Source organism: Undibacterium sp. Ji42W (genome assembly GCF_049340405.1).
Lineage (GTDB): Bacteria > Pseudomonadota > Gammaproteobacteria > Burkholderiales > Burkholderiaceae_D > Undibacterium.
Map to the genome: position 1 here is coordinate 1 of NZ_JBMPOV010000013.1, position 22988 is coordinate 22988.

The following is a 22988-nucleotide window of genomic DNA, read 5'->3' on the forward strand; positions in this document are numbered from 1 at the left end:
GGGGCAGCGACGCCTGGGTCGCCTTTCTTTGAATACTTTCTTTGGCGACGCAAAGAAAGTATTTCGGCCGCCGGGCCGAGACCCGGCCTGTTTCCACGAAGGGCAATCACATTGACACACGACACAAGTATGCAACGAACGCCACTAGGCTCTAGCCTGCGCTGGAGCGACGAATCTGAGATTGCCGCTTATCTTAGATTGCCGTTCATCGGCAGAGCCCCATAGGCCTCTCAAGGCAAAGGAAAAATCAAACATGTCGTCGTTGCATGCGCATAAATCTTCCCTGCCGCATCCACGATACGACCCTCAGCAGTGCCAACCTGTTTGCCCACCTGTATGACCTTGCCCTCAGCCCGCACAGGTCCGGTCTTGGCGCTCATCGCACGGATCAGATTCACCTTGATCTCCAGCGTGGTATAACCAACACCTGCTGGTAACATCGATTGCACGGCACAACCAACCGCAGAATCCAGCAAGGTACAGAAATAACCGCCATGCACACTACCCAACGGGTTGTAGTGCTGCAAGCCTGGGGTACCCTGGAAGACGATGCGGCCAGCCTCCCCCTCTACCGGGATGAAATCCAGTGTCTTGCCTATATGCGCGACCGGATATTTCCCTTCGAGGATGCCGCGCAAAAAATCGATACCGCTCACGGCTTTCAATTGATCCAGGCCTAGCACACCAGGTTCTGCCATGCGGGCGCGGACTGCGGCTTCCTGTTCCTGCCATTGTTTCAAAATCGCTGCTGCGTCACTCTTTGTGTCTTTCTTTGCCTCACTCATCATGCATCCTTCCGGGGGAATAAAATCATTTGGGTACAACGAAACAGGGCAATGGTCTTGCCCTCATAACTGACTACCGCATCCCATACATGGGTAGTGCGTCCCAGATGCACTGCTGTAGCGACCACGCTGATGGTGCCAGCGCGGGCCGTGCCCAGATGATTGGATTTCAGTTCTATGGTCGTAAAGCTCTGCGCGCCTTCTGGCAAACTGGCAACACAGCCATAACCGCAAGCGGTGTCTGCCAGGGTAACCACGCTACCTGCATGCAGATAGCCGTTGGGGGCCAGCAGATGTGGTAGCACTGGCAATTCTGCCGTGACTTTACCTTTTTCTACCGTCAAGATATTGATACCCAGGTGACCGGGTAAAAATTGGGCACCAAACTGGTTCAGGCGTTGAGCCTGTTCTTCTGCTGCTGTATTAGTGGTTATATCTGCTGAGGTCATCATTTTTCCTTTGCTCCTATAAATAGGACATACGAAAAACCGCCCCAGCTGCGTTGCAGCTCCAGCATTTAGCAAATTCGGTACTAAAGTACTGTGTTCGTCGCTACGGTGTAGTTGGGGTTTCAGACAACATATTGTCTGCCAACGAAACAACCATCCCCTGCAAGGGATGGTTCCCACAGCGATAGCCTTGCTGGGACAATTTTGCGTAAGTCCTAATAAACTACTTTCCAGCCTACATTCTAGTTATTGCAGGAAAGTGCTGACAGTGTCAGTATTGACTCTTTTAATGCAGATTACGACAAATGGCACATATCGAAGTCTGGCTCTACCCTCAATGCATGGCATCTGCGGTCACTGGCCCACTGGATGTGTTTGCTGTTGCCAATGCTATCTGGTCGCTCAAGAACGTCGATGATGTAGATCCCCTGTTCACCTGGAGCACCCATTCCATCGATGGCAAGCCTGTCATGACACCTGCCAGAGTCAGCCTGGGTGCGGACGCCTGCATACGTGCCGACAGCAAGGCCGACATCATTTTATTACCCGGCTTGTACATGGAAAACGGCGTTACCGGCTTGACCAGCAGCATGCATGCCATGCGGGAACTATTCCCCATACTGCGGGCCAGACATTCCCAGGGCTGTGTGCTGGCGGCCAATTGCAGTGCCACGTTTTTGCTGGCCGAAGCGGGCTTGCTGGATGGTGGCCATGCAACGACCACCTGGTGGCTGGAGAGAGCTTTCAAGACCCGCTACCCTGAAGTCAGCCTGCGCCTGTCGGAAGTACTGGATGAGTATGAAAATATCCTGACCAGCGGTGCCGCCACCAGCTTTTTGAATCTAGCCTATCATCTGGTGGAGCGCTTTGGTGGCCAGGATATCGCCAGTGGTGTTGCCAAGACCTTGCTCATCGATGCCAACCGTACTTCGCAAATGCCATACATGCAAATGCTGAGCCTGACACAGCAAGATACCCACCAGCATGAAAACATCCTGGTGCAACGTGCGCAAAAATGGCTGAGCCTGCATCATCACCTGCCTTTCCGCCTGCCTGCACTGGCCCGCCACCTTGCAGTCAGTGAACGCACCGTGATACGCCACTTCCACCAGACGCTCGATACCACACCCGCCAGTTATGCCCAGCAAGTCAAGATGGACATCGCCAAGCGCCTGCTGGAAACCACTACCCTGACACTGGAGCAAGTGGCAGAACGCACGGGTTATAGCGACCCAAGTTCATTTCGCCGACTGTTTAAAAAACATTCGGGCCTGTCGCCTGCCAGTTATCGTGAGCAATTCAGGCCTGCAAGACGTCTGGTTACCAGCACCTAAGGGCCAGGCTACAAATTTCATACAAAAAAATTAAGGAAATCCACCTTAATTTCCCTATGGAAATTATTTCCAAGACTTTTCTGGATATAATCTTTGCATGCACAAGCTACCCGGAAAAAGAAAAGTCTCGTATGGCGCTGAAACGACAGCGCCAGAAGCGCCCGTTTCCTTGAAGGATGTGGCCCCTGAAGAAGGGCTTTTGACACCGCCTCTGACAGCCCCGGATTTGGCTGAGGCCATCCTGGTGCAGGATACCCCTCCATCCCAAAACCCGGCCATCTCGGATACGCTGGCCAAATTCAATGTCGTCAGAACGCAACTATTGCGTTCGCACACCCGCTATCTGGTCAAATGGAAAGTGACGCTGACGCATGAACAGGCCGGGAAAAAACTGAGTTATTACGGCAAGGTCAACGATATTTCCGAAAATGGTCTCAGCATGTTTTGTGACTACAATGTCTTCTTTAGCGGCAAGGTCAAACTGGTCATGACGCTGCCTCCGCTTAACGTAGGCATGCAGGCGCAAAAAATAGAAGTCGAGAGCAAGATGGTGTACACCATCCTATCGCAATTCTCATTCCGCATCGGCCTGGAGTTCCTGAACTTCCATGCCGGTGAAAAGAAAATCCTGATGGACAGGCTGGAAAGCAGCAATGCCGCACTCAGACCTAGCAATGCTTAAATAACAAAACACAAACGCTAATCGCCTCCCCCTCCACAGCCGCCGCCGCAACCTCCGCTACAGCCCGAACTGTCACCGCCACTGTCGCCCCCACCACTATCTGCATGACTGCCATGGCTACTTTGGTGGCTGGAATCACCAAAATCATAGCCTGGGTCACTGCTACTGCCGCTATCGCTACCGGCATAAAAGTCACCACCGCAATACACCGTGCCATCCCCATTCTTGCGCAAGGCGCTGCAATCGGGTGCGTAGCGAAAGCCATCTGCGATATTCCATTTGGCATCGAGTGCAAACAGTAGAGGCAAGCGCGTCGCACGGCGCGGGTTGATATTCTCTTCGAGGCATGCAAACCACCAGGTGCGGCGCAAACCTTCGTTGCCACGCCGGTTAGCACCCAGAACTGCGGCTGGGGTGTGATGCATGTAACGGCCAAAAGCTTTTTTACAGAATTGTTCGTAGTTTTTTGTATAAAGTATAAATTCATGCCACAGATCATCGACCACCTGGGAAGGCATGGAAATATGCTTGAAACCGGATTTCAGATACACCAGGAAAAATTGTCTCAAGGCACGCGCGACCAGTTGCTGGTCTTTGACGTTCAGATCAGGACGCTGTTTGTGTAGTCTTTCCAACAGTCCGGGTGGAAACATGTAGCTACGTATATAGTCAGCCTGCGCTGCCCGGCGCCAGCGTATCCAGACAAACATCAGACTGGCGGCCAGCACAAGTACAACAACGCCAAATAGTAAGTGCATCGGGCTTGCCCTCAATCAATAGAATTTAACAAAATCTTGTGCCACGCATGCTTTGCGCCAAAGCAATTTTGGCATAGTATGGATGTAAAGGTACATCGTACCGGCAAGGCAGACTGCACCGTAGCTTATTCCAAGACCGGTAAGAGATACCAGATTTTCTCTTCCCCGGATTCTGATATGTTGTTTTATGAAAAATATTTTTTCTAAGAATCGGTTTACGATCTGTAGCGAGCGTGCGGCAGCGGGATCAGGGTAACAAAAACGCAGCGCAAAAAGCGGAATGTACTCTAGTACATGAGCATTTTGAGCAGCACATGAGTCCCGCATTAATTACTATTGTGCTCGCGCAGTAAGATCGTAAACTGCTTATAAGGGCTGATCTGAAATCTTATACATCATTCACATGATTGCCTGGAGTGACAAAAGCCATACGTGGCATGATGAAATCAAGTCTGTCGCTGGCATGCAGCTTGCATGTTGTCATTCAGCCTGATCATCAAAGTAAGCGCAATACCAGGTAAAGATTTTATATAGGCACGACCTCGTAGTAACTGAACTTCTTTGTGGGAGATTCACTATGAATTTGCGTCACTTGCGCATAGGTACCCGACTCGCTGTGGGCTTTGGTGTGATACTGGCTAGCCTGGTACTCATACTAGTGATCGATGGCATCTTCAGTGCCAGTAACCGCAAGGATATGGTTGCAGGCCTCGAACTCTCTCATAGCAAAAGCGAACTTGCTGCCACCATGAAAAGCAGCATGCTGGAAAGCGGTATCGCTATCCGCAACATCGGTTTGCAAACCGACCTCGGTGAAAGCGACAAGCAAAACGTCATCTCCAAAAAACAACAGGCCCGCTTCGCTGAAGCCAGAGGGAAACTCATCGCCCTGGGCCTGAGTGCCGAAGAGAAAAAAATCATCGATGCAGTTTCTGAACTCGACAAACAAATCGATTTCCCCATTAAGGAGGCGATGAAAATGTTGCTGGCTTTCAATGGTGAAGAAGCCGTGAAGCTGATCGCCACCCAAGTTGATCCATTGCAACAAAAAGCCATATTGGAAATCAACAAACTGGTAGAAATCCAGAACAAGGCTGCGTCGGAGCTGTCTGCCACGGCAGAGAGCAAGGGCAAGCAACTGACCTTCACCCTGTTCGCCATTGGTGCGGTGATCCTGTTATTTGGTGCAGGATTTTCCATCTTCATGACACGCAGTATCACCACCCCCTTGCGTGATGCGGTTTCCATCGCCAAACGTGTGGCTGCAGGTGAACTGTCTTTCCGTGAAGCCGCGGATGGCACCGATGAAATCAGCGAGTTGCTCAATGCCCTGAAAGAAATGAGTGACAACCTGCACAACATCGTCAGTGAAGTCAGGCAAGGTACTGATGCGATTGCGATTGCAGCCGTAGAAATCTCCAGCGGTAATTCCGACCTGTCTTCGCGCACAGAGACCCAGGCCGGCGCTCTCGAAGAAACTGCCAGCTCGATGGAAGAAATCACCGCAACCGTCAGACACAATGCCGACAATGCCAGACAGGCGAACGGCCTGGTCACCTCTGCGTCCAACTTCGCCATCAAGGGTGGTGAAGAAGTCGGCAAGGTGGTGCACACCATGAACTCCATCAAGGAAAGCTCACGCAAGATTGTCGATATCATCAGTGTTATCGACGGTATCGCCTTCCAGACCAATATCCTGGCACTGAATGCAGCGGTGGAAGCGGCCCGCGCCGGTGAGCAAGGCCGTGGCTTCGCGGTGGTGGCGTCAGAAGTACGCAATCTGGCACAACGCAGCGCCAGTGCCGCCAAAGAGATTAAAACCCTGATTGGTGACTCGGTAGAAAAAGTCGATGCAGGTGGCAAGCTCGTCGATGCGGCTGGCAAAACCATGAATGAAATCGTCAGCTCAGTCAAACATGTAGCGCAAATCATGGCCGAGATCACCGCAGCTGGTCAGGAACAAAGCTCAGGCATAGAAGAAGTCAACCGTGCCATCAACCAGATGGATGAAATGACGCAGCAAAATGCCGCACTGGTAGAACAGGCAGCCGCAGCGGCAGAAAGCATGGAAGAACAGGCAAACATCCTGGCCAGGGCAGTGTCAGCCTTCAAGCTGGACAACTCGGCAAATACGGTACGAAGGGTGCAGCAAGTCCAGGCAACGCCGGTACGCAATGACTATACTGATGAGGAACCCTCCTTGATCATGGCAACTGCTGGTAAACTGGTGAGGGCACTGGGTTTCAATAAAAATTAGCAGGCGGTGGGAGCAGACCTCCTGCCTGGGGTCTGCGCTAACAAACACATTATGAACAAGTCGGCAGCATTAAAGAGTATTGTTGAACAAGCCAGCAAGGGTGATCTGGTCTTCCCAACCAATGTCAACGCCTCGCTCAAGATACAACAGGCTCTCGACGACCCGGACTGCGGTATAGAAACAGCTGCAAAACTGGTCATGACTGAACCCCTGATGTCAGCCCGCGTGGTTGCCATTGCCAATTCTGTCGCCTATAACCGCTTTGGTGGCGGCGTCACCAATATCCGCACGGCCATCACCATTTTGGGCTTCAACACCCTGCGCTCGGTCACCGCTGCTGTCGTCATGCGCCAACTCAGTGCCGCCGTCTCTGATCCAGCCATACGTGCGAAGATGGAAGCACTGTGGCGTCATTCTGCCTATGTGGCGGCACTGGCCCACCTGATTGCCCGCAAGGTCAGCAAGGTCGATGCCGAGACTGCGCTGTTCGCGGGCATCGTGCATGAAGTCGGTGGTTTTTACCTGCTGTCGCGGGCCCAGGAGTTTCCGGCCTTGCTGGAAATTGATCCCAGCCCGGCATCGCCAGATGCACTGGCAGAAACCGATGAAACCTTCATAGGCCGCGCCGTCCTGAATAAATTGCTGGTACCCAAACGCGTGGTCTCGGCAGTAGAAGCCCTGTGGTATGGCATGCGCGTCATGCCACCAGAAACCCTGGGCGACACCCTGTTGCTGGCCAATGAGCTGGCCGCAGTACCATCACCGCTGGACCCGCGCTCGCCAGAGAGCATACGCCAGTCAGCCTCGGAGATTGATTTTGCAGTCGGTGAAGGTACCCTGCTTTCCATCCTGTCTGAATCGGCTGAAGAAGTCGATGCCCTGACTGCATCCCTGATCAGCTAGCACTCACTTATCTTCTCATTTTTGGTTTCTAACGAAGTTGGCAGAAATTCGGCATAATGGCTGGCGCATTTGCAATTTTACCTGCACAGCTTGCTGCCTTGTGAAAGATAGCAGCCTGCTGCGCCTCTGCCACCTTACAAGGAAAAACCATGCAATTGAAAAATTTGCTCCGCTCCGGCCTGTTCAGTTCTTCCATTCTCGCTGGCATCGCCGTGTTTGGCATCCCCGCTATCAGCGCCCATGCTGCCGCACCTATGGTAAAAACCAGCGCCCCCGGCTTTTACCGCACCATGCTGGGTGATTTTGAAGTCACAGCCTTGTCTGATGGCACAGTACCCCTGCCTGTCGATAAGCTGCTGACCAATACCACGCCAGAAAAAGTCGGCAAAGCGCTCGCCAAATACCATCAGCAAAGCCCGGTCGTCACTTCATTCAATGCCTTCCTCATCAATACCGGTAGCAAGCTGGTGTTGATCGATAGCGGTGCAGGTGTATTTTTTGGTCCTACCGTTGGCAAGCTGCAGGCGAACCTGAAAGCATCCGGTTACCTGCCTGAGCAGGTTGATGAAATCTACATCACGCACATGCATACTGACCACATTGGTGGCCTGGTGGATGGTGATAAAGCCGTATTCCCCAACGCCATCATACGCATAGACCAGCATGACACAGACTACTGGTTAAGCCAGGCCAACCTGGACCAAGCCAAAGCAGACGCCAAAGGCAGTTTTGAAAAAGCCATCGCCATCCTGAAACCCTATGTGCAGGCTGGCAAGTTGAAACCGTTTGAAGGTGATACTGAACTATCACCCGGTATCAAGGCCATAGTAGCCCACGGCCATACCCCTGGCCACAGCACTTATAAAGTCGAAAGCAAGGGCCAGACCCTGATGTTGTGGGGTGACCTGATGCACGTTGCTGCAGTGCAGTTTGACGACCCCGCTGTCACCATACAATTCGATAGTGACAGCAAGGCAGCCTATGCGCAAAGACAAAAAGCTTACGCTGATGCAGCGCAGCATGGCTATCTGGTAGGCGCCGCGCACCTGGCCTTTCCCGCCCTCGGTTATGTGCGCAAAGAAGGCAAGGGCTATGCCTGGACGCCACTGAATTATGCACCCCTGCCATGATCTGAATTGTCATCTGCCTGATTGACAGTACCCGGCAAATCGGACACAGTGCAAACTCTGTCCTTTGCCGGGATTTTTATGTCTTCTCAGTATCAGAATATCGTCACATCAATGCCGCTCATCAGTGATGATTTTGACCTGCGCCACCTGCCCGCAGACTTTTACCAGAACCCCTACCCTTACTACCATGCCCTGCGCGAGCAGACACCCGTGCGCAAGATGCCGGATGGCTCTTACCTGCTGACGCGTTATGCCGACCTAGTGCATGTGTACAAAGATGCCAAAACTTTCAGTTCAGACAAAAAACTGGAATTCAAACCCCGCTATGGTGATTCGCTGCTGTATGAACATCACACCAATAGCCTGGTCTTCAATGATCCGCCGTTGCACACAAGAGTGCGCCGTCTCATTACGGGTGGCCTGACACCCGCTGCCATGGCAGATACTGAACCAGGCCTCATCAAGCTGGTGGATGGTTTGCTGGATCAGATGGAAAGCAAGGGAGAAGTCGATCTCATCAGCGATTTCGCCTCTGCCATACCAGTAGAAATCATCGGTAATCTGCTGGCCGTGCCGCATGATGAACGCGAGCCGCTGCGGGAATGGTCACTCGCCATACTTGGTGCGCTGGAGCCCGCCATCACGCCAGAATTTTTTGCCTATGCCAATCAATGTGTCGCAGAATTTCTGGATTACCTGAAACAACTGGTGGCAAAGCGCCGCCTGCATCCCGGTGACCCAAAAACCGATATGCTGACACGCCTCATAGAAGGCGAAGCCAATGGTGAAAAGCTGACTGAAACCGAGCTCTTGCAAAATTGTGTGTTCCTGCTCAATGCAGGACATGAAACCACCACCAACCTGATCGGCAATGGCCTGGTCGCCTTGCAGGAATGGCCAGAACAAAAGGCCCGCCTGATCGCCCAGCCAGAAATGATCAACACCGCCATAGAAGAATTCCTGCGCTTTGAAAGTTCCAACCAATTGGGCAACCGCATGACGACGGTCGATACGCAGATCGGCGATGCCGCTATCGCCGCTGGCAGCCGCATCAGCCTGTGCATAGGTGCGGCCAATCGCGACCCCTTACAATTCCCTGATCCTGACCAACTTAACATCAGCCGCAGCCCGAACCGTCACCTGGCTTTCGCCTCCGGTATACACCAGTGCGCGGGCATGTTTTTGGCGCGGCTTGAAGGCAGGATAGCAATTTCCCGCCTGCTGGCCCGCTTCCCGAACTACCAATTAAGCGCAGCACCCGTCAGAGGTGGGCGCGTACGCTTCCGCGGTTTTTTATCAGTACCCTGCAAACTATAAAACGACTCACAACAAAAATACGGAGACAAAATGAAGACAAATACCAACATCAAGAAAAGCCTGCTGGCACTGGCAGCAGGCCTGCTCTGCATCAGTGCCCAGGCACAAATCAAGATAGGCGTCACCATTTCATCGACTGGCCCGGCTGCCTCGTTGGGCATCCCCGAGAAAAATGCGATTGCCATGCTGCCCAAGGAAATCGCAGGTAAAAAAGTCGACTACATCGTCCTCGATGATGCCTCCGATACCACGCAAACCGTGACCAATACCCGCAAGTTGATTTCGGAAGAAAAAGTCGATGCCATCATAGGCTCGACCACCACGCCCAACTCGCTCGCCATGCTCGGCGTCATCGGTGAAGGCAAGACCCCGACCATCAGCCTCGCATCCAGCAATCGCATCATAGAACCCATGGATGCGAATAAAGCCTGGATGTTCAAGACGCCACAGACCGACACCATGATGGCGATTGCGATTGCCGAAGACATGAGCAAAAAAGGCGTCAAAACCATGGGCTTCATCGGTTTCTCGGATGCCCTCGGTGAAGCCTTCCTGGTGGAAGTGACGAAGTATGCCGAGCTCAAAAAAATCAAGGTAGTAGCGACAGAGCGCTTCAGCCGCAATGACAACAGCGTTGTTGGCCAGGTCTTGAAACTGATGTCTGGCAACCCCGACGCCATCGTCGTCGGTGCATCCGGCACACCCGCCGCCCTCCCCCCAAAAACCCTGGCAGAACGCGGCTACAAAGGCCGCATCTACCACAACCACGGCGTCGCCAACAGCGACTTCCTGCGCGTCTGCGGCAAAGACTGCGATGGCACCTTCCTGCCCACCGGCCCGGTCATGGTCGCCAGACAACTAGCGGACAACAATCCCGTCAAAAAAGCTGCCCTGGATTTCTCCACCAAGTTTGAAACTACTTACGGCGCTGGCAGCCTTGCAGCATTCGCCTCCTACGCATGGGATGCTGGCCTGCTGCTGCAGCAAGCCATCCCTGTCGCCTTGAAAAAAGCCGCGCCCGGCACAGCAGAATTCCGCGCAGCTTTGCGTGATGCCCTCGAAGCGACACACGGCCTGGCGACTACCAACGGCGTTGTCAACATGAGCAAAGCAGACCACCTCGGCCTCGATCAAAGAGCGCGTGTCATGGTGCAGATCAAGGGTGGGAAATGGGTTTATCAGGCGGAGTAAAGTAAGGCGAAAAAATTTTCTAACCGCTATACGATAGTAGGGGCGATTAGCTTTGCGTAATCGCCCGCTGTCCTGGCAATACAGGACAGCTGAATTGCCTCTGACCACATAGACAATATCAAAGAACTATGTCCTGAATTCCTACTTCTTCCAAACATTCATCAACAAATTTTACTGCCAGTCCCAGCGACGGCTCCCATGAGCAATCATAAAGCAAGCCAACTATTCTTTCATTTGCGCCAAATGACTGCTTGATGAAAATTTCAGTGAGTAAAACGATAGTGCCTAGTTGTGATTGACTGTAAATAATTGGAGCCATCTCATCAGCAAATTCAATGCCAAACCTGTCTCTATATTCCTGACAATTATTTTGGTAGTAATCAAATATGGCCGCCTCAGCTTGCGCTAGAAATGCGTCTGCTTTTTCGTCAAACCGTTGAAAAGCCTCCCGCTGACTATATTCGATTTCATCACCTTCATCACAAGATACAACAAGGTTAACGCTTACTTCTTCACCCAAGAAAACACAACGATATGGTCGAGTCCAAGCATATTCATAACTTAGGTCACCTAGTATCTGGTCCTTTAGTTTTTTCACTAATCTTTCTCACATTTTTTTATATCAACACACGTAGTGGAGACTACCCCTTTTCTAACTGAATAGTATTTCAAATTCGGACGACACTGCAAAATGAGTTGGTACTGATGTCAGAAATCTTTATCGCAAGAGATATTGAAAACCCAGTCTTTTTAATATGCAAAGCATAAAGCCCAGCAGGAAACTCAAGGAATATTCCGCCTCTCAAGGCTTCAGGCTCTAATCCATCACTGCTCACTTCTTCGGCAGCACCAAAAAAAACTCGTCCAGAACTGAACTTCAAATTTACGCATGCATCTGGCTCATCTACAGCATCCACGATAGAAACAGAGTATTTCCCATCGCTTTCTAAATTCAAGAAAGCCACATTACCTTTATTCACTTCCTGAATTTCAGCATTTGGAATACTCCACCAATCCGCATCGTCTTCAAGACGATGTTTCAAACATGCAAGGTCAAAAACGCACATGGTCGCGGTGTCAGTCACAAATTCAAAAGTATTCATAGAAAATCTTAATTTCGCTGTTTGTAATTGCTCACAATTCTGGAATGAGGAATGGTTAAAACTAGCTTCAACTTTCTCGCATCAAAAGAGATTCACGAAATAGCCACTTCTATAACGATCTCGGAAAATTGAACTTGACCATCTGAATTTTTTCTTTTCAGAGGATCCAATGCATAAAAAATATAAACTTCGGCACCGACTTTAAATAATGACAGATCCTCTTCAAAATTAAGATATATCCCTTCCATGAAGTGTTCCCCCTTCTTTGAAATAACATCCATCGTGTTTATTTCATTGTCTGAGTCTTGCCCACAAGAGTAAACTCTTTCAATAACACCAGATATAACTTTTGTCGGCATAAGACCATTGGCAATATTCCTCCACCATTCCTCGCTTCCAAAAAGACCGTATGTTCCTCTTAATCCCATAAGAGGCCTTGTCTCGTCCAGAGTAAGTGCCTGAGCTAAAGATACCTGTTCAAGATCATGCGCAAGTTCCATCAATAATTCATAAACCAGTTTTGCCGAAGTTGGTAAGGTAGGCAAATTTAAATACACAGTTACTACTCCTCGTCTTATTAACGATAATTAGCTCTCAGGGGCGATTAGCTTTGCATAATCGCCAGTAGACCTGGAAATACAGCAACATTAAGCTCTTTCTTTACTTACCAGATGTGTTGACTGCAAATGGTTATAACTTCGTCGCCGTTTACATAAAAGTCAGCAGACTGACCATGAGGAATCCATATAACAACAGAATTTTCACAATGATGAATTTCGAAAGGTGCGACACCTTCGATCTTTAATCGCATCGTTAAGATATCGCGTTTTTTAAATGAGATTCATTTTAGGCATCTAATATTTACTTCATTAATTTTCATCATGCCATAATTCTTCGAAAACGCTACCGTGCACCAATCTGGTGGATTCCAGCAAAGACTCACAATCATCTTAATGCAGGCACCTTTCATTGGTAAAAACTAGCCCCGACTAACATAAGCCCCCTGCCCCACTATCCCCCCAAACCCATATCCAATATTACCTTCAACCCACTGAGAAAACACAATTTTCCTCCAAGATAAAAGCTCATGCTGACCCCAAAGCCAGCAGTAAAAACATCTGGAGGACGACGATGCAAACCAGCATCCGCAATAACAAAATTATCAAGGCAACACTACTGATCATGAGCTTCATGATCAGCATGACAAACAATCCCGCCCACGCCGCAGAAGCACAAAAAATTTTCTACGTACGTCCTGTCCCTGATAACGATGATCCTTACTTGCAACAAGGCAGTGATGGCATCAAACAGGCGGCACACATGTATCAGATGCAAGCCACTACCCTGACCAGCCAAACCGACCGTGCAAGCAGGCAAAGGCAACTGGAAAATGCCATCAGGCTGGGGGCAAATGTCATTGTCATGATAGGGTATGAGTTCAGGGAATTGCTCGATACCGTGCCACGCGCTGCGCCCCATGTGCGTTTCATCATGCTGGAACAATGCATCACTAATCCACCGCCCAACCTGCTGTGCATCAGCTTTCGTGAAAGCGAAGCCAGTTACCTGGCGGGCATGGAGGCGGCGCTGGTATCAGCCAGTGGCAAGATAGGTGTCATCGGTGCAGTGAAGACGCCGCAGAAGCAAAAACCTGTGGATGCCTTTATCGCCGGTGCGAAGTCCGTCAGGCCGGATGCTGACCTGAACCATGTTGTCTGGATAGAAGGCAGCCAGCCCTTCAATGACACAGCGCATGCCGAGGTGCTGGCGAAGAGCATGCTGGCGGATGGTGTGGATATGATTTATGCCGCCGCTGGCAGCAGCAATTATGGTGTGTTCAAAGCGCTTGCTGGCAACAGCAAAGCACGGGCCATAGGCAATTATGTGAATCAGTGCCCCAAAACTGCGGGCAAAGTCATCGACAATATGCAGGTGCATGGTGATACTGCCATCAGCCTGGCAGTCGCGGCTATTGTAGGCGGATCAACCGCAACCAGGATTGAATATGGCTTGAAAGAAGGCGCAGTATCGCTGACCGGTATCAGCACTGATGCGGCATATTCTGATTGCGATATCCTGCGCCAGCGGCCGGTGCTGCAAAAACTGCGCGAAGCCAGTCAGGCGATTATCAAGGGCAAGCTGAAAGTGGAATAAGAAGCTGCATGGAAAACTGCGTGTGCAAGAGGCGCAAGTAGGGTGCGCCGTGCGCACCGCCCTTGTCGTCAAAAATCTCAGGAGAAGTATAACTTCATTCAAAGAAGCTTATGCCTGCGTCAAAAAATGGTGCACACGGCGCACCCTACCAAGGCTTTTTGACTTGAATTTATTCAGGTTTTATTTTTTGTCTGACCACAAAGTCCCGCCAGACGCCCAGTCTTCACGCTTGATTTCCTGGATGATGATATCCACAGCGTCGAGAGAACAACCCAGAGTCTGGGCGCTAGCTTCGGTGACAGCTTTGACGAAGGCACGCTTTTGTTCCAGCGTGCGGCCTTCAAACATTTGTACATTGATGGTGGGCATGGTTTTTCCTCGGATGATTTGAACAATATCCACCATCATAAATCAGTTATGCACGGCTTGTCGTTGATGTACCAGTTTACCTGCAGCATAAGTAGCCGCCACTGTCCTGTCATCCCCCAGCATGGCGAGCGCAAACAGCAATTCATCAAGGCTTTCGGTATGTCCGGTACGGCGTGCCAACAAAGGCGTGGCTTGCGGGTCTAGTACGATGAAATCGGCTTCTGCATCCTTGACGAAATTACCTATCGTGCCTTCAAGCTGCATGCTGCGTGCGCCACCCAGGGTTGCCAGGTAAAACATGCGCAGCGCAGGCAGATAAGTACCACCAAGGCGTGCCATCTTGTAGGCTTCATTCATGGTGCGCAGCATCGAGAATGAAGTGCCACCACCGACATCGGTGGCCAGTGACAGGCTGACTTGCTGGGCGTCGGCACGTTCAAAATTGAACAGGCCACTGCCGAGGAAGAGATTGGATGTCGGGCACATCGCCACTGCCGATTGCGTTTCTGCCAAGCGCGCACGGTCGGCATCGTCGAGCCAGATGCAGTGGCCGTACATGGCACGCGGGCGCAGCATGCCGTACTGGTCATACACATCGAGATAACTGCGTGCTTTTGGATACAGTGCTTTAACCCAGGCCACTTCATCGGTATTTTCTGCGACATGGGTCTGCAAAAAGGTATCGGGATAAGCCTGTGCCAGTTCACCCGCCAGTTGCATTTGTGCGTCGCTGGAGGTAGGTGCGAAACGCGGGGTGATTGCATATAACTGGCGGCCCCGCTTATGCCATTTCTTGATCAGGGTTTCGCTGTCGCGTATGCCACCTTCTGCGGTATCGCGCAAGAATTCAGGGCAATTCCTGTCCATCAGGACCTTGCCTGCCACCATGCGCAGATTACGTGCTTCACTCTCGGTAAAGAAGGCTTCGACGGATTCAGGATGGACGGTGCAATACACCATGGCTGTCGTCGTGCCACAGCGCAGCAATTCATCAATAAAAAAATGCGCGACCTGGGCGCTGTGATTGATGTCGGCAAACTGTCGCTCAGTGGGGAAGGTGTAAGTCTCCAGCCAAGGTAGCAAACCGGGCGCTGGCGAGGCGATCATGTCAGTCTGGGGGTAATGGATGTGGGTATCGATAAAACCCGGCACAATGAGTTTGCCGCGGTAATCGACGACCTCAGCACCTTCTGGCAGGCTGGCATGCAATTGCGCATATTCGCCAGCGGCGACGATCTTGCCGTCGTCAACGATCAACAGGCCATTTTCATGCCAGGTATAAGCCTGCGCATGAAAGGCAGGGTCTTGCTGGAAATGCAGCACACTGGCGCGGTAAGCTTGCAGCGTGTTTTTACTTGAAATATTGCTCATCGTGGTCTTTCTGAATTCTGTCTTGCAGGCGCAATCAAGCCAGACCACGACTTGTTCATCAAGTCTGCCGGTCTGGCATCACATTCGCATTGATCTGGTGGGTGCTAAGCGCTAACAGCGAGAGTTTAACGCTTAGCCAGCAAGTGACACTCATCTAGTGCTCGTTTTTCTGTATTAGATGCAAAAACATCAGATCCTATACGCGCAAGTACACGGCTGAGTTCTTTTTGCTGATGGATGTCATGATCTTCCCAGACCTGCAAGAGCTGGGCAACCACGGAGGCAGCGATCACTGCCGGTTGCTTGCCATGTATGCCAGGCAAACCTATGGGGCAGACCATGTCATTGAGGCGGGTAGCCGGTATACCACGTTCACGCAGGCGGCGTTCAAACTGTACGCGCTTGGTTTGCGAGCCGATGAGGCCAAACCAGCCCACATCCGGCAGGCGCAGGATATGTTCAGACAGTTTCTGGTCCAGTGCATGACTATGCGTGAGCACCAGGAAAGATGTGCCCGGAGCTGCCTTGGTGATCAGGGCCTCTGGCGTATCCGTTGCTTCTACCGTGACATTCGCTGCCAGCCTGGTAGGGAACATATCTTCGCGTTCATCGACCCAAGTGATACGGCAAGGCAAATCAGCCATGGCACGCACGATGGCAGCACCCACATGGCCTGCGCCAAACAACATCAGGTGGGCGCGGTAAGCGAGGCAGGAATCGAGCAGCCAGCGCTGGCCCATTGCATCAGTCAGGACCTGACAGGGATTGCTGGTATCGATTTGCACTGGCAAACCCGCAGGCCAGGCCGGACCTGTCAGGTGGGTGCCATTGGCATCGCACAGGCTTGGCTCTTGCGCACTGTCCAGCGCCAGTAAACGCCAGCTATCCTGCCCCAGACGCCAGCGCTGGTTCAGGCAATTCAAGTAAGCCAGGCTGTCAGCCTGCACGCGTTCAAAGGCCAGGTGTACGACACCACCACAGCATTGACCCAGGCTGGGGCCGAGCGGGAAACGCTCAAAGCGGCGCTGGGCGGCCAGCTGGGTTTCTGACATAGCCAGCATGCTGCGGGCGATTTCTGTCGCCTTCATTTCCAGATGGCCACCACCTATGGTGTCGAATAAATCATCTGCCGTGACCAGCATCTTGGCACCCGGCTCACGCGGGCCAGAACCCAATACCGTGGCAACCGTCACCAGTATCGTGGGGGCGGCTTGTGTGGCAATTGCATTTAACCAAAGCTTCATGATGAACTCGCTTGTCTGACTTTATGTCTGACTTTATCTTAGCTGGCAGCAGCCAAGGCTTCTACGCCATTGATGGCCGACAAGATCGCTTCACTGGTCGCCGGTGCATTCAGTGGCGGGTTATAGCGGTAATCTGCCACGCTGGCAATCGCATCACGTATCGCAAAGAAAACAGAAAACGGCAACAGCAGCGGTGGCTCACCGACGGCCTTGGACCTGTGTATGCTGTCTTGCACATTGCGGTTCTTGAACAGGCTGACACGGAAGTCTTCAGGACAATCAGAAATCGCCGGTATCTTGTAAGTCGAAGGTGCATGCGTCATCAGCTTGCCGCCCTTGTTCCACCATAATTCTTCTGTCGTCAGCCAGCCCATGCCCTGGATGAAAGCACCTTCCACCTGGCCGATATCGATGGCAGGGTTCAAAGAATTGCCAGCGTCGTAAAGCGCATCGGCACGCAAGAGCTTCCATTCTCCAGTCAGGGTATCGACGATGACTTCAGATACCGAGGCACCGTAAGCATAGTAAGAGAAGGGATTCCCACTCATGGTCTTGGGGTCCCAGTGCAAACCCGGCGTTGCATAAAAACCATCAGACCATAATTGCACCCGCGCCAGGTAGGCTTTTTGCACCAGGGCCTCAAACGGGATATCCAGGCCATTGACACTGACCAGGCCCGCCGCAAAGCGGATGCCTGCCAGCTCGCCACCATAAGTCTTTACTGCAAATTCAGCGAGGCGCTGACGCAGGGTATGCGCGGCGTTTTGCGCAGCCTTGCCATTCAAATCAGCACCAGTCGAAGCAGCCGTGGCCGAGGTGTTGGCGACCTTGCTGGTGTCAGTGGCGGTAGCGCGCACCTTGTCCAGGTTCAGGCCCAGCTCATGCGCGACTACCTGGCACACCTTGGTATTGACGCCCTGCCCCATTTCACAACCACCATGGTTAACCAGTACAGAGCCATCGGTATAGATGTGTACCAAAGCACCAGCCTGGTTCAGATGGGTGACGTTAAAGGCGATACCAAATTTAACTGGCGTCAGTGCCAGGCCTTTTTTGAGGACGAGGCTGCTTGCATTGAAAGCCTTGATGTCGGCACGGCGCTGTTGATATTCACTGCTGGTTTCCAGCTCTGCCACCAGTTCATGGATGACGTTATCGACGACCTTCTGACCATACTGTGTAACGTTGCGCCCCTCTTCATCATTGCGGCCATAGAAATTGATCTTGCGTATCTCAAGCGCATCCTTGTTCAGGTCGCGGGCGATATTATCGACGATGTATTCAATCGCAATCGCCCCTTGCGGGCCACCAAAACCACGGAAGGCGGTATTCGACTGGGTATTGGTCTTGCCACACATGGCGCGGATATCGACATCACCAAGATAGTAAGTGTTGTCGAAATGGCAGACTGCACGGGTTGCCACTGGTGCCGACAAATCGGCAGAAAATCCGGCGCGCGACACCATCTCTACCCTGGCGGCAATGATACGGCCTTCATCATCATAACCGACTTCATAATCGTAATGGAAGCAATGGCGCTTACCTGTCACCATCATGTCGTCATCACGGTCAGCACGCAGCTTGACCGGGCGCTTCAGGTGCATTGCAGAAATCGCTGCTGCCGCTGCCCACAAGGCAGATTGTGATTCCTTGCCTCCAAAGCCACCACCCATACGACGACATTCAACCACGATGTTGTGGCTGTGTACACCAAGTGCATGCGCGACCACATGTTGCATTTCGCTGGGGTGCTGGGTAGAACACAGCACCAGCATGCCGCGGTCTTCTTTGGGGATGGCGTAAGAAATCTGGCCTTCGAGGTAGAACTGTTCTTGCCCACCTACATACAACTCACCCTTGACGCGACGCGGTGAGCGCTCAAACGCAGCCTGCGCATCCCCACGCTGCAAACGCATCGGCGGCAAGACGAAGGACTGGGCTTTTTTTGCTTCTTGTGGCGTCAGTATCGCGGGCAATTCTTCATAGGTAATCTCGGCCTTGCGCACGGCACGGCGCGCATTGTCATGCGTGTCAGCGACGACGATGAAGATGGGCTGGCCTACATATTCAACCAGGCCCTCTGACAGGATAGGGTCATCATGGATGATGGGGCCGCAGTCATTGGTGCCGGGGATATCCTTGGCGGTGTATACCGCCACCACACCACGCGCACTTTTGACTGCCTCAAAATTCATGGACACAATATTCGCATGCGCCTTGGACGACAAGCCAAGTGCCGCATGCAAGGTGCCCTGCACTTCAGGGATGTCGTCGGTATAACGCGCCTCACCCAGCACATGCAGCACTGCTGATTCATGCGGATGTGATTTGCCTACCTCTGCCCAGTCTGCATTGTCTTTGGCGAGATTTTTGTCGGTCAGGAAAGCGTCAGTTTGGGTATTCATGTTTTCTCCTGAGCTTCATTAAGCAGTGACGGTGATCGGGGCAAAGACATTGATGGCCTGCAGTTTCAGCGGCGCATCGGTGCGTGTCTCCAGCCAGAAACGGCGCAAGAGATTTTGTGCTGTCTGCATGCGGTAGGTATTGCTGGCACGCATATCGCTCAGCGGTGTGTAATCCTGTGCCAGCAAGGCCATGGCATTTTTTACTGTCGTTTCGTTCCATGGTTGTCCGTTCAAGGCTGCTTCTGCCAGCGGTGCGCGGCGTGAGGTAGCGGCCATGCCACCGAAAGCGATATGCGCATCACGCACGATGTCGCCATTGTCACCATCAAGGCTGATCGCAAAAGCGGCGCAGACGGCAGAGATGTCCTGGTCATAACGCTTGGCGAGTTTATAGGTACGGAATTGTTGCCCGGCTTTGGGCAGGGGTATGCGCACGGCAGCGACAAATTCGCCGGGCTGCATATCCTTTTTCATATAGTCGAGGTAAAAACTCTCCAGCAACAACACACGCTGGCCGCGCACGCTGTGCAAGACAATCTCAGCACCCAGGGCGATCATCCATGGTGCTGAATCCCCAATCGGCGAGCCATTGGCGACACTGCCACCAAGCGTGCCGGTATTGCGTATGGGTTGCGAAGCAAAGCGCTGCCACATCTCGGTCAGTTCATCCGGATAATGCTGGCAAACCGCACCATAGGCGTCATTCAGTGACACGGCTGCACCTATCTCCAGCATGCCATCCACGGTCTTGATATGTGTTAACTCGTCGACTTCACGCACATAAATGATATTGCCCAGATCACGCATTTGCTTGGTGACCCACAGGCCGACGTCGGTGGAACCTGCCAGTATGGTGGCCTTGGGATTAGCTTCACGCACGTCAGCCAGTTGCTGCAAAGTGCGCGGTGCATGGAAAGTCTGGCCATCTGCCGTATAGCTGAACATCTCGCCACGCTGCAAACCTTGTAAGCCACTGATGACGGCCGCACGGTCAAACTCAGCCGCAGGCAATTCACCCATGCGCTTTGCGGCATCGATAATGGGGCGGTAACCTGTGCAACGGCAGAGATTGCCAGACAGGGTTTCGTCTATCTCCTTGCGGCATGGCGGTGTTTTACTGTCTTCTTTTTTCAGGTACAGGCTCCACAGGGACATGGCAAACCCTGGTGTACAAAAGCCGCATTGCGAGCCATGGCATTCCACCAGCGCCTGCTGCACGGGATGCAGTTCACCATTCTTTTGTTGCAAGTCTTCTACCGTAAACACCGCCTTGCCATCCAGAGTGGGCAGGAATTGTATGCAGGAATTAACCGACTGCAACTCCAATTGACCATGTTTCATTTCACCAATGACAACCGTACAGGCCCCACAATCACCCTCAGCACAACCTTCCTTGGTGCCGGTGCAATGCAAGTCTTCACGCAGATGCTGCAACAACGTGCGCGTAGGCGCAGCATTGCTTACCTGCTGGATTTGGCCTTGGTAGTAGAAACGAATAGGGTCAGACATGAATGCTCCGGTATGAAATTCTTATGGGGCGAGGTTAGCATCCGCGGCGCTGACATCTATATGCATAAAATGATGTAGCTTATCTGCGTGCAAAAATATAAACCACGATTAAACGCCCTCGCAGGCTGGAAAGCCTTGCCAGTCTTCAGTATAGACAGTACGGGGAAAAGCGCAGACCAGTGCATGAATGGGGAATATCACGGTTTTTATATACTGAACCGAGCAATCAATACGCCTGGTCTGGGCTCCTGTTTCACCGCCTGCAAAAGATCTGGTCTTGCGCTAGTAGATTAATTCACTGTAAGAACGTAAACACTGATCGGTGCAAAAATCAAAACAACATCACCACCCACCACCGATGCGATCAATATTCAAAGTATTATCAACCATGAAATAAAACTCAAAAAATCTACAAATTTATGTATGATTTGCAACTCTTTTAATCAGCCGGGCTTGCGCATGTACACCTCCACGTTCACCTTCAAGAAAAAACAGTACGACGATGTTTTTTATGCGCTGGATGAACAGATAGCCAGCCTGGCTAAATCCACGCCCGGTTATCTAGGTGAAGAGACCTGGGAAAACGCGGCTACGGGCCAGATTTCCAATGTGTATTATTGGGACAACCTGGAAGCCTTGCAGGCTCTGATTGCCAATCCCATACACCAGCAGGCCAAGGCTGCCCAGGCCAACTGGCTCGATGGTTACCAGGTCGTCGTGGCAGAAGTCTTGCGTACTTATGGTGATGGCAAGCTGGCACATCCCTGTGTTTCTATGCATGCTGGCTAATGAATAAACCCGCCTGCCTGATCTTTGATTGCGATGGCACCTTGGTGGACAGCGAGGGTCTGTGCAACCTGGGCTTGCAGATAGAATTGCAGCGCTACGGCGTAGAAGAAAATCTCGCTGAACTGACGCAGCGGTTTCGTGGCCGCAAGTTGGCTGATATCTGCAAGATCTTGTCGCAGCAGCATGACCTGCATCTGGGTGAGGATTTTATCCTCAGCTACCGGCGCACAGTGGATTTGCTATTCGAAGAATCTTTGCAGGCTATCCCCGGTGTTATTGAAGTCTTGCAGCAATTCGATTTGCCCATGGGCGTTGCATCTGCCGGACCACCTCAAAAAATCAGGAAGGCGCTGGACCTCACAGGGTTGAGCCGCTTTTTTGGCGCGCGTATCTTCAGCTCATACGACATCTCTTCCTGGAAGCCAGAGCCAGATTTGTTTTTACACGCTGCCCGGCAAATGGGATTTGCACCCGCAGATTGCGTCGTGATTGAAGACAGCGGGGTAGGCATACAAGCCGCCATCGCGGCAGGCATGCAAGCCTGCTGGTTTGGCGATGCGGGACAGGTGGCGACTTATCCACAAGTGCCACGATTTTCCAGCATGAATGAGTTACCATTCTTATTGTCGAATCTGTAAATCCACTCCTGAAAGCCGTAAATATGAAAACCAGCCTGAACGTAGTCCTGTTGGCGGCCTTATTGGGCAGCGCATCAATGGTCAATGCAAGCAGTCAGGATGAACAGGCCTTGATGGCTGGGGTGCAAGGTTTTTATGGCTGGGTGCTGAAGAATGGCAAACAGGTCTCGGCCTTGCAGCCGCAAATCAAGGATATTGCGGGCAGCAAGAAATTCCAGCTGGATACCAAAAACCTCAAGGCTTTTAGTGGCAAGTTCATGGCTTCCGGCTATTTTGCACCTGACTTCCCAGCGGCGCTGGAGCGTTACTATGGCAAGTACCAGCAGCAATTCAAGGCTTATACCGATGCCGAATTTGCCCAGATGGCCAAGGATGGCCGTGGGCCGTTGATGGAAACAGAGGATATGGACATCTTCTTTTGCGCCCAGGAATATGAGTACAAGCCGTCTTTCATCAAGAAAATCAAGGCCAAGACCATCAAGCTGGATGGTGACAAAGCCAGTGTTACTGTGGTCTCGCCTTATCAGTGGGAGGAAGAATTCAAGTTCGTCAAAGTGGATCAACGCTGGTTGATTGCTGGTTACTGTGTGTTCCAATAAG

The 22988-nt window shown here is 51.9% G+C and carries 22 protein-coding genes; 11 read left to right on the forward strand and 11 right to left on the reverse strand.

The annotated features are described in order from the left end of the window. Positions 1–230 precede the first annotated feature (230 nt). Entirely contained in the window at positions 231–785 is a 555-nt protein-coding gene (locus tag ACO0LG_RS24255) for a PaaI family thioesterase (protein WP_423030273.1), read from the reverse strand. Continuing rightward, positions 785–1237, reverse strand: coding sequence for a PaaI family thioesterase (locus tag ACO0LG_RS24260; RefSeq protein WP_423030275.1), 453 nt, complete (start codon positions 1235–1237; stop codon positions 785–787). The genes ACO0LG_RS24255 and ACO0LG_RS24260 overlap by 1 nt, the downstream gene beginning before the upstream one ends. Before the next feature lie 302 nt (positions 1238–1539). On the opposite strand from ACO0LG_RS24260, the gene ACO0LG_RS24265 reads away from it, so the two are divergent. After that, positions 1540–2568 (forward strand): GlxA family transcriptional regulator, encoded by a 1029-nt coding sequence (locus tag ACO0LG_RS24265; RefSeq protein ID WP_423030277.1) that lies wholly within the window; start codon positions 1540–1542, stop codon positions 2566–2568. 97 nt (positions 2569–2665) lie between these two features. Continuing rightward, positions 2666–3250: a PilZ domain-containing protein gene (locus ACO0LG_RS24270; RefSeq protein ID WP_423030279.1), complete on the forward strand. Its 585-nt coding sequence runs from the start codon at positions 2666–2668 to the stop codon at positions 3248–3250. 17 nt (positions 3251–3267) lie between these two features. On the opposite strand, the gene ACO0LG_RS24275 is transcribed toward ACO0LG_RS24270, so the two are convergent. Continuing rightward, positions 3268–4008, reverse strand: coding sequence for a glycine-rich domain-containing protein (locus tag ACO0LG_RS24275; RefSeq protein WP_423030281.1), 741 nt, complete (start codon positions 4006–4008; stop codon positions 3268–3270). A gap of 577 nt (positions 4009–4585) precedes the next feature. Between ACO0LG_RS24275 and ACO0LG_RS24280 the strand changes: the two genes are divergently transcribed. From ACO0LG_RS24280 to ACO0LG_RS24300, 5 genes are all read left to right on the forward strand, one after another. After that, the gene (locus ACO0LG_RS24280; protein ID WP_423030283.1) at positions 4586–6265 is read left to right on the forward strand and encodes a methyl-accepting chemotaxis protein; all 1680 of its coding nucleotides are present in this window, start codon (positions 4586–4588) and stop codon (positions 6263–6265) included. 51 nt (positions 6266–6316) lie between these two features. Then, positions 6317–7168, forward strand: a complete 852-nt coding sequence (locus ACO0LG_RS24285) for an HDOD domain-containing protein (protein WP_423030285.1) — start codon at positions 6317–6319, stop codon at positions 7166–7168. A gap of 149 nt (positions 7169–7317) precedes the next feature. After that, a complete protein-coding gene (locus ACO0LG_RS24290; RefSeq protein WP_423030287.1) occupies positions 7318–8298 on the forward strand; it encodes an MBL fold metallo-hydrolase in 981 nt (326 codons plus the stop codon). A 78-nt stretch (positions 8299–8376) separates the two neighbouring features. Continuing rightward, positions 8377–9615 (forward strand): cytochrome P450, encoded by a 1239-nt coding sequence (locus ACO0LG_RS24295; protein ID WP_423030289.1) that lies wholly within the window; start codon positions 8377–8379, stop codon positions 9613–9615. Positions 9616–9645: 30 nt separating this feature from the next. Further along, the gene (locus tag ACO0LG_RS24300) at positions 9646–10806 is read left to right on the forward strand and encodes an ABC transporter substrate-binding protein (protein ID WP_423030291.1); all 1161 of its coding nucleotides are present in this window, start codon (positions 9646–9648) and stop codon (positions 10804–10806) included. Between the two features lie 118 nt (positions 10807–10924). Here ACO0LG_RS24300 and ACO0LG_RS24305 read toward each other — a convergent pair whose 3' ends face one another. From ACO0LG_RS24305 to ACO0LG_RS24315, 3 genes are all read right to left on the reverse strand, one after another. After that, positions 10925–11404, reverse strand: coding sequence for a DUF6985 domain-containing protein (locus ACO0LG_RS24305; RefSeq protein ID WP_423030293.1), 480 nt, complete (start codon positions 11402–11404; stop codon positions 10925–10927). A 70-nt stretch (positions 11405–11474) separates the two neighbouring features. After that, positions 11475–11909 (reverse strand): DUF6386 family protein, encoded by a 435-nt coding sequence (locus tag ACO0LG_RS24310; RefSeq protein WP_423030295.1) that lies wholly within the window; start codon positions 11907–11909, stop codon positions 11475–11477. 92 nt (positions 11910–12001) lie between these two features. Beyond that, positions 12002–12466 carry a hypothetical protein gene (locus ACO0LG_RS24315; protein WP_423030297.1) on the reverse strand — a complete coding sequence of 155 codons (465 nt, stop codon included), beginning with the start codon at positions 12464–12466 and terminating at the stop codon, positions 12002–12004. Between the two features lie 574 nt (positions 12467–13040). On the opposite strand from ACO0LG_RS24315, the gene ACO0LG_RS24320 reads away from it, so the two are divergent. Beyond that, complete coding sequence (locus ACO0LG_RS24320; RefSeq protein WP_423030299.1) at positions 13041–14063, forward strand: BMP family ABC transporter substrate-binding protein; 1023 nt, start codon at positions 13041–13043, stop codon at positions 14061–14063. 180 nt (positions 14064–14243) lie between these two features. Here the strand turns inward: ACO0LG_RS24320 and ACO0LG_RS24325 are convergent, their stop codons facing one another. The 5 genes from ACO0LG_RS24325 to xdhA form a co-directional block, all read right to left on the reverse strand. Next, positions 14244–14468, reverse strand: a complete 225-nt coding sequence (locus ACO0LG_RS24325) for a 4-oxalocrotonate tautomerase (protein ID WP_423030301.1) — start codon at positions 14466–14468, stop codon at positions 14244–14246. A 6-nt stretch (positions 14469–14474) separates the two neighbouring features. Then, positions 14475–15803: a guanine deaminase gene (gene guaD / locus ACO0LG_RS24330; protein ID WP_423030303.1), complete on the reverse strand. Its 1329-nt coding sequence runs from the start codon at positions 15801–15803 to the stop codon at positions 14475–14477. Positions 15804–15928: 125 nt separating this feature from the next. Then, positions 15929–17047, reverse strand: a complete 1119-nt coding sequence (xdhC, locus tag ACO0LG_RS24335; protein ID WP_423030305.1) for a xanthine dehydrogenase accessory protein XdhC — start codon at positions 17045–17047, stop codon at positions 15929–15931. A 38-nt stretch (positions 17048–17085) separates the two neighbouring features. Beyond that, positions 17086–19452 carry a xanthine dehydrogenase molybdopterin binding subunit gene (xdhB, locus tag ACO0LG_RS24340; RefSeq protein WP_423030307.1) on the reverse strand — a complete coding sequence of 789 codons (2367 nt, stop codon included), beginning with the start codon at positions 19450–19452 and terminating at the stop codon, positions 17086–17088. A gap of 18 nt (positions 19453–19470) precedes the next feature. Continuing rightward, a complete protein-coding gene (gene xdhA, locus ACO0LG_RS24345) occupies positions 19471–20961 on the reverse strand; it encodes a xanthine dehydrogenase small subunit (RefSeq protein ID WP_423030309.1) in 1491 nt (496 codons plus the stop codon). Between the two features lie 459 nt (positions 20962–21420). Here xdhA and ACO0LG_RS24350 point away from each other — a divergent pair, with 459 nt between their 5' ends. The 3 genes from ACO0LG_RS24350 to ACO0LG_RS24360 are packed head-to-tail and all read left to right on the forward strand — an operon-like array spanning position 21421 to position 22987. Further along, a complete protein-coding gene (locus ACO0LG_RS24350) occupies positions 21421–21750 on the forward strand; it encodes an antibiotic biosynthesis monooxygenase family protein (RefSeq protein WP_423030311.1) in 330 nt (109 codons plus the stop codon). Further along, a complete protein-coding gene (locus tag ACO0LG_RS24355) occupies positions 21750–22388 on the forward strand; it encodes an HAD-IA family hydrolase (protein ID WP_423030313.1) in 639 nt (212 codons plus the stop codon). The genes ACO0LG_RS24350 and ACO0LG_RS24355 overlap by 1 nt, the downstream gene beginning before the upstream one ends. A gap of 23 nt (positions 22389–22411) precedes the next feature. Next, entirely contained in the window at positions 22412–22987 is a 576-nt protein-coding gene (locus tag ACO0LG_RS24360) for a hypothetical protein (RefSeq protein WP_423030315.1), read from the forward strand. Position 22988 lies beyond the last annotated feature (1 nt).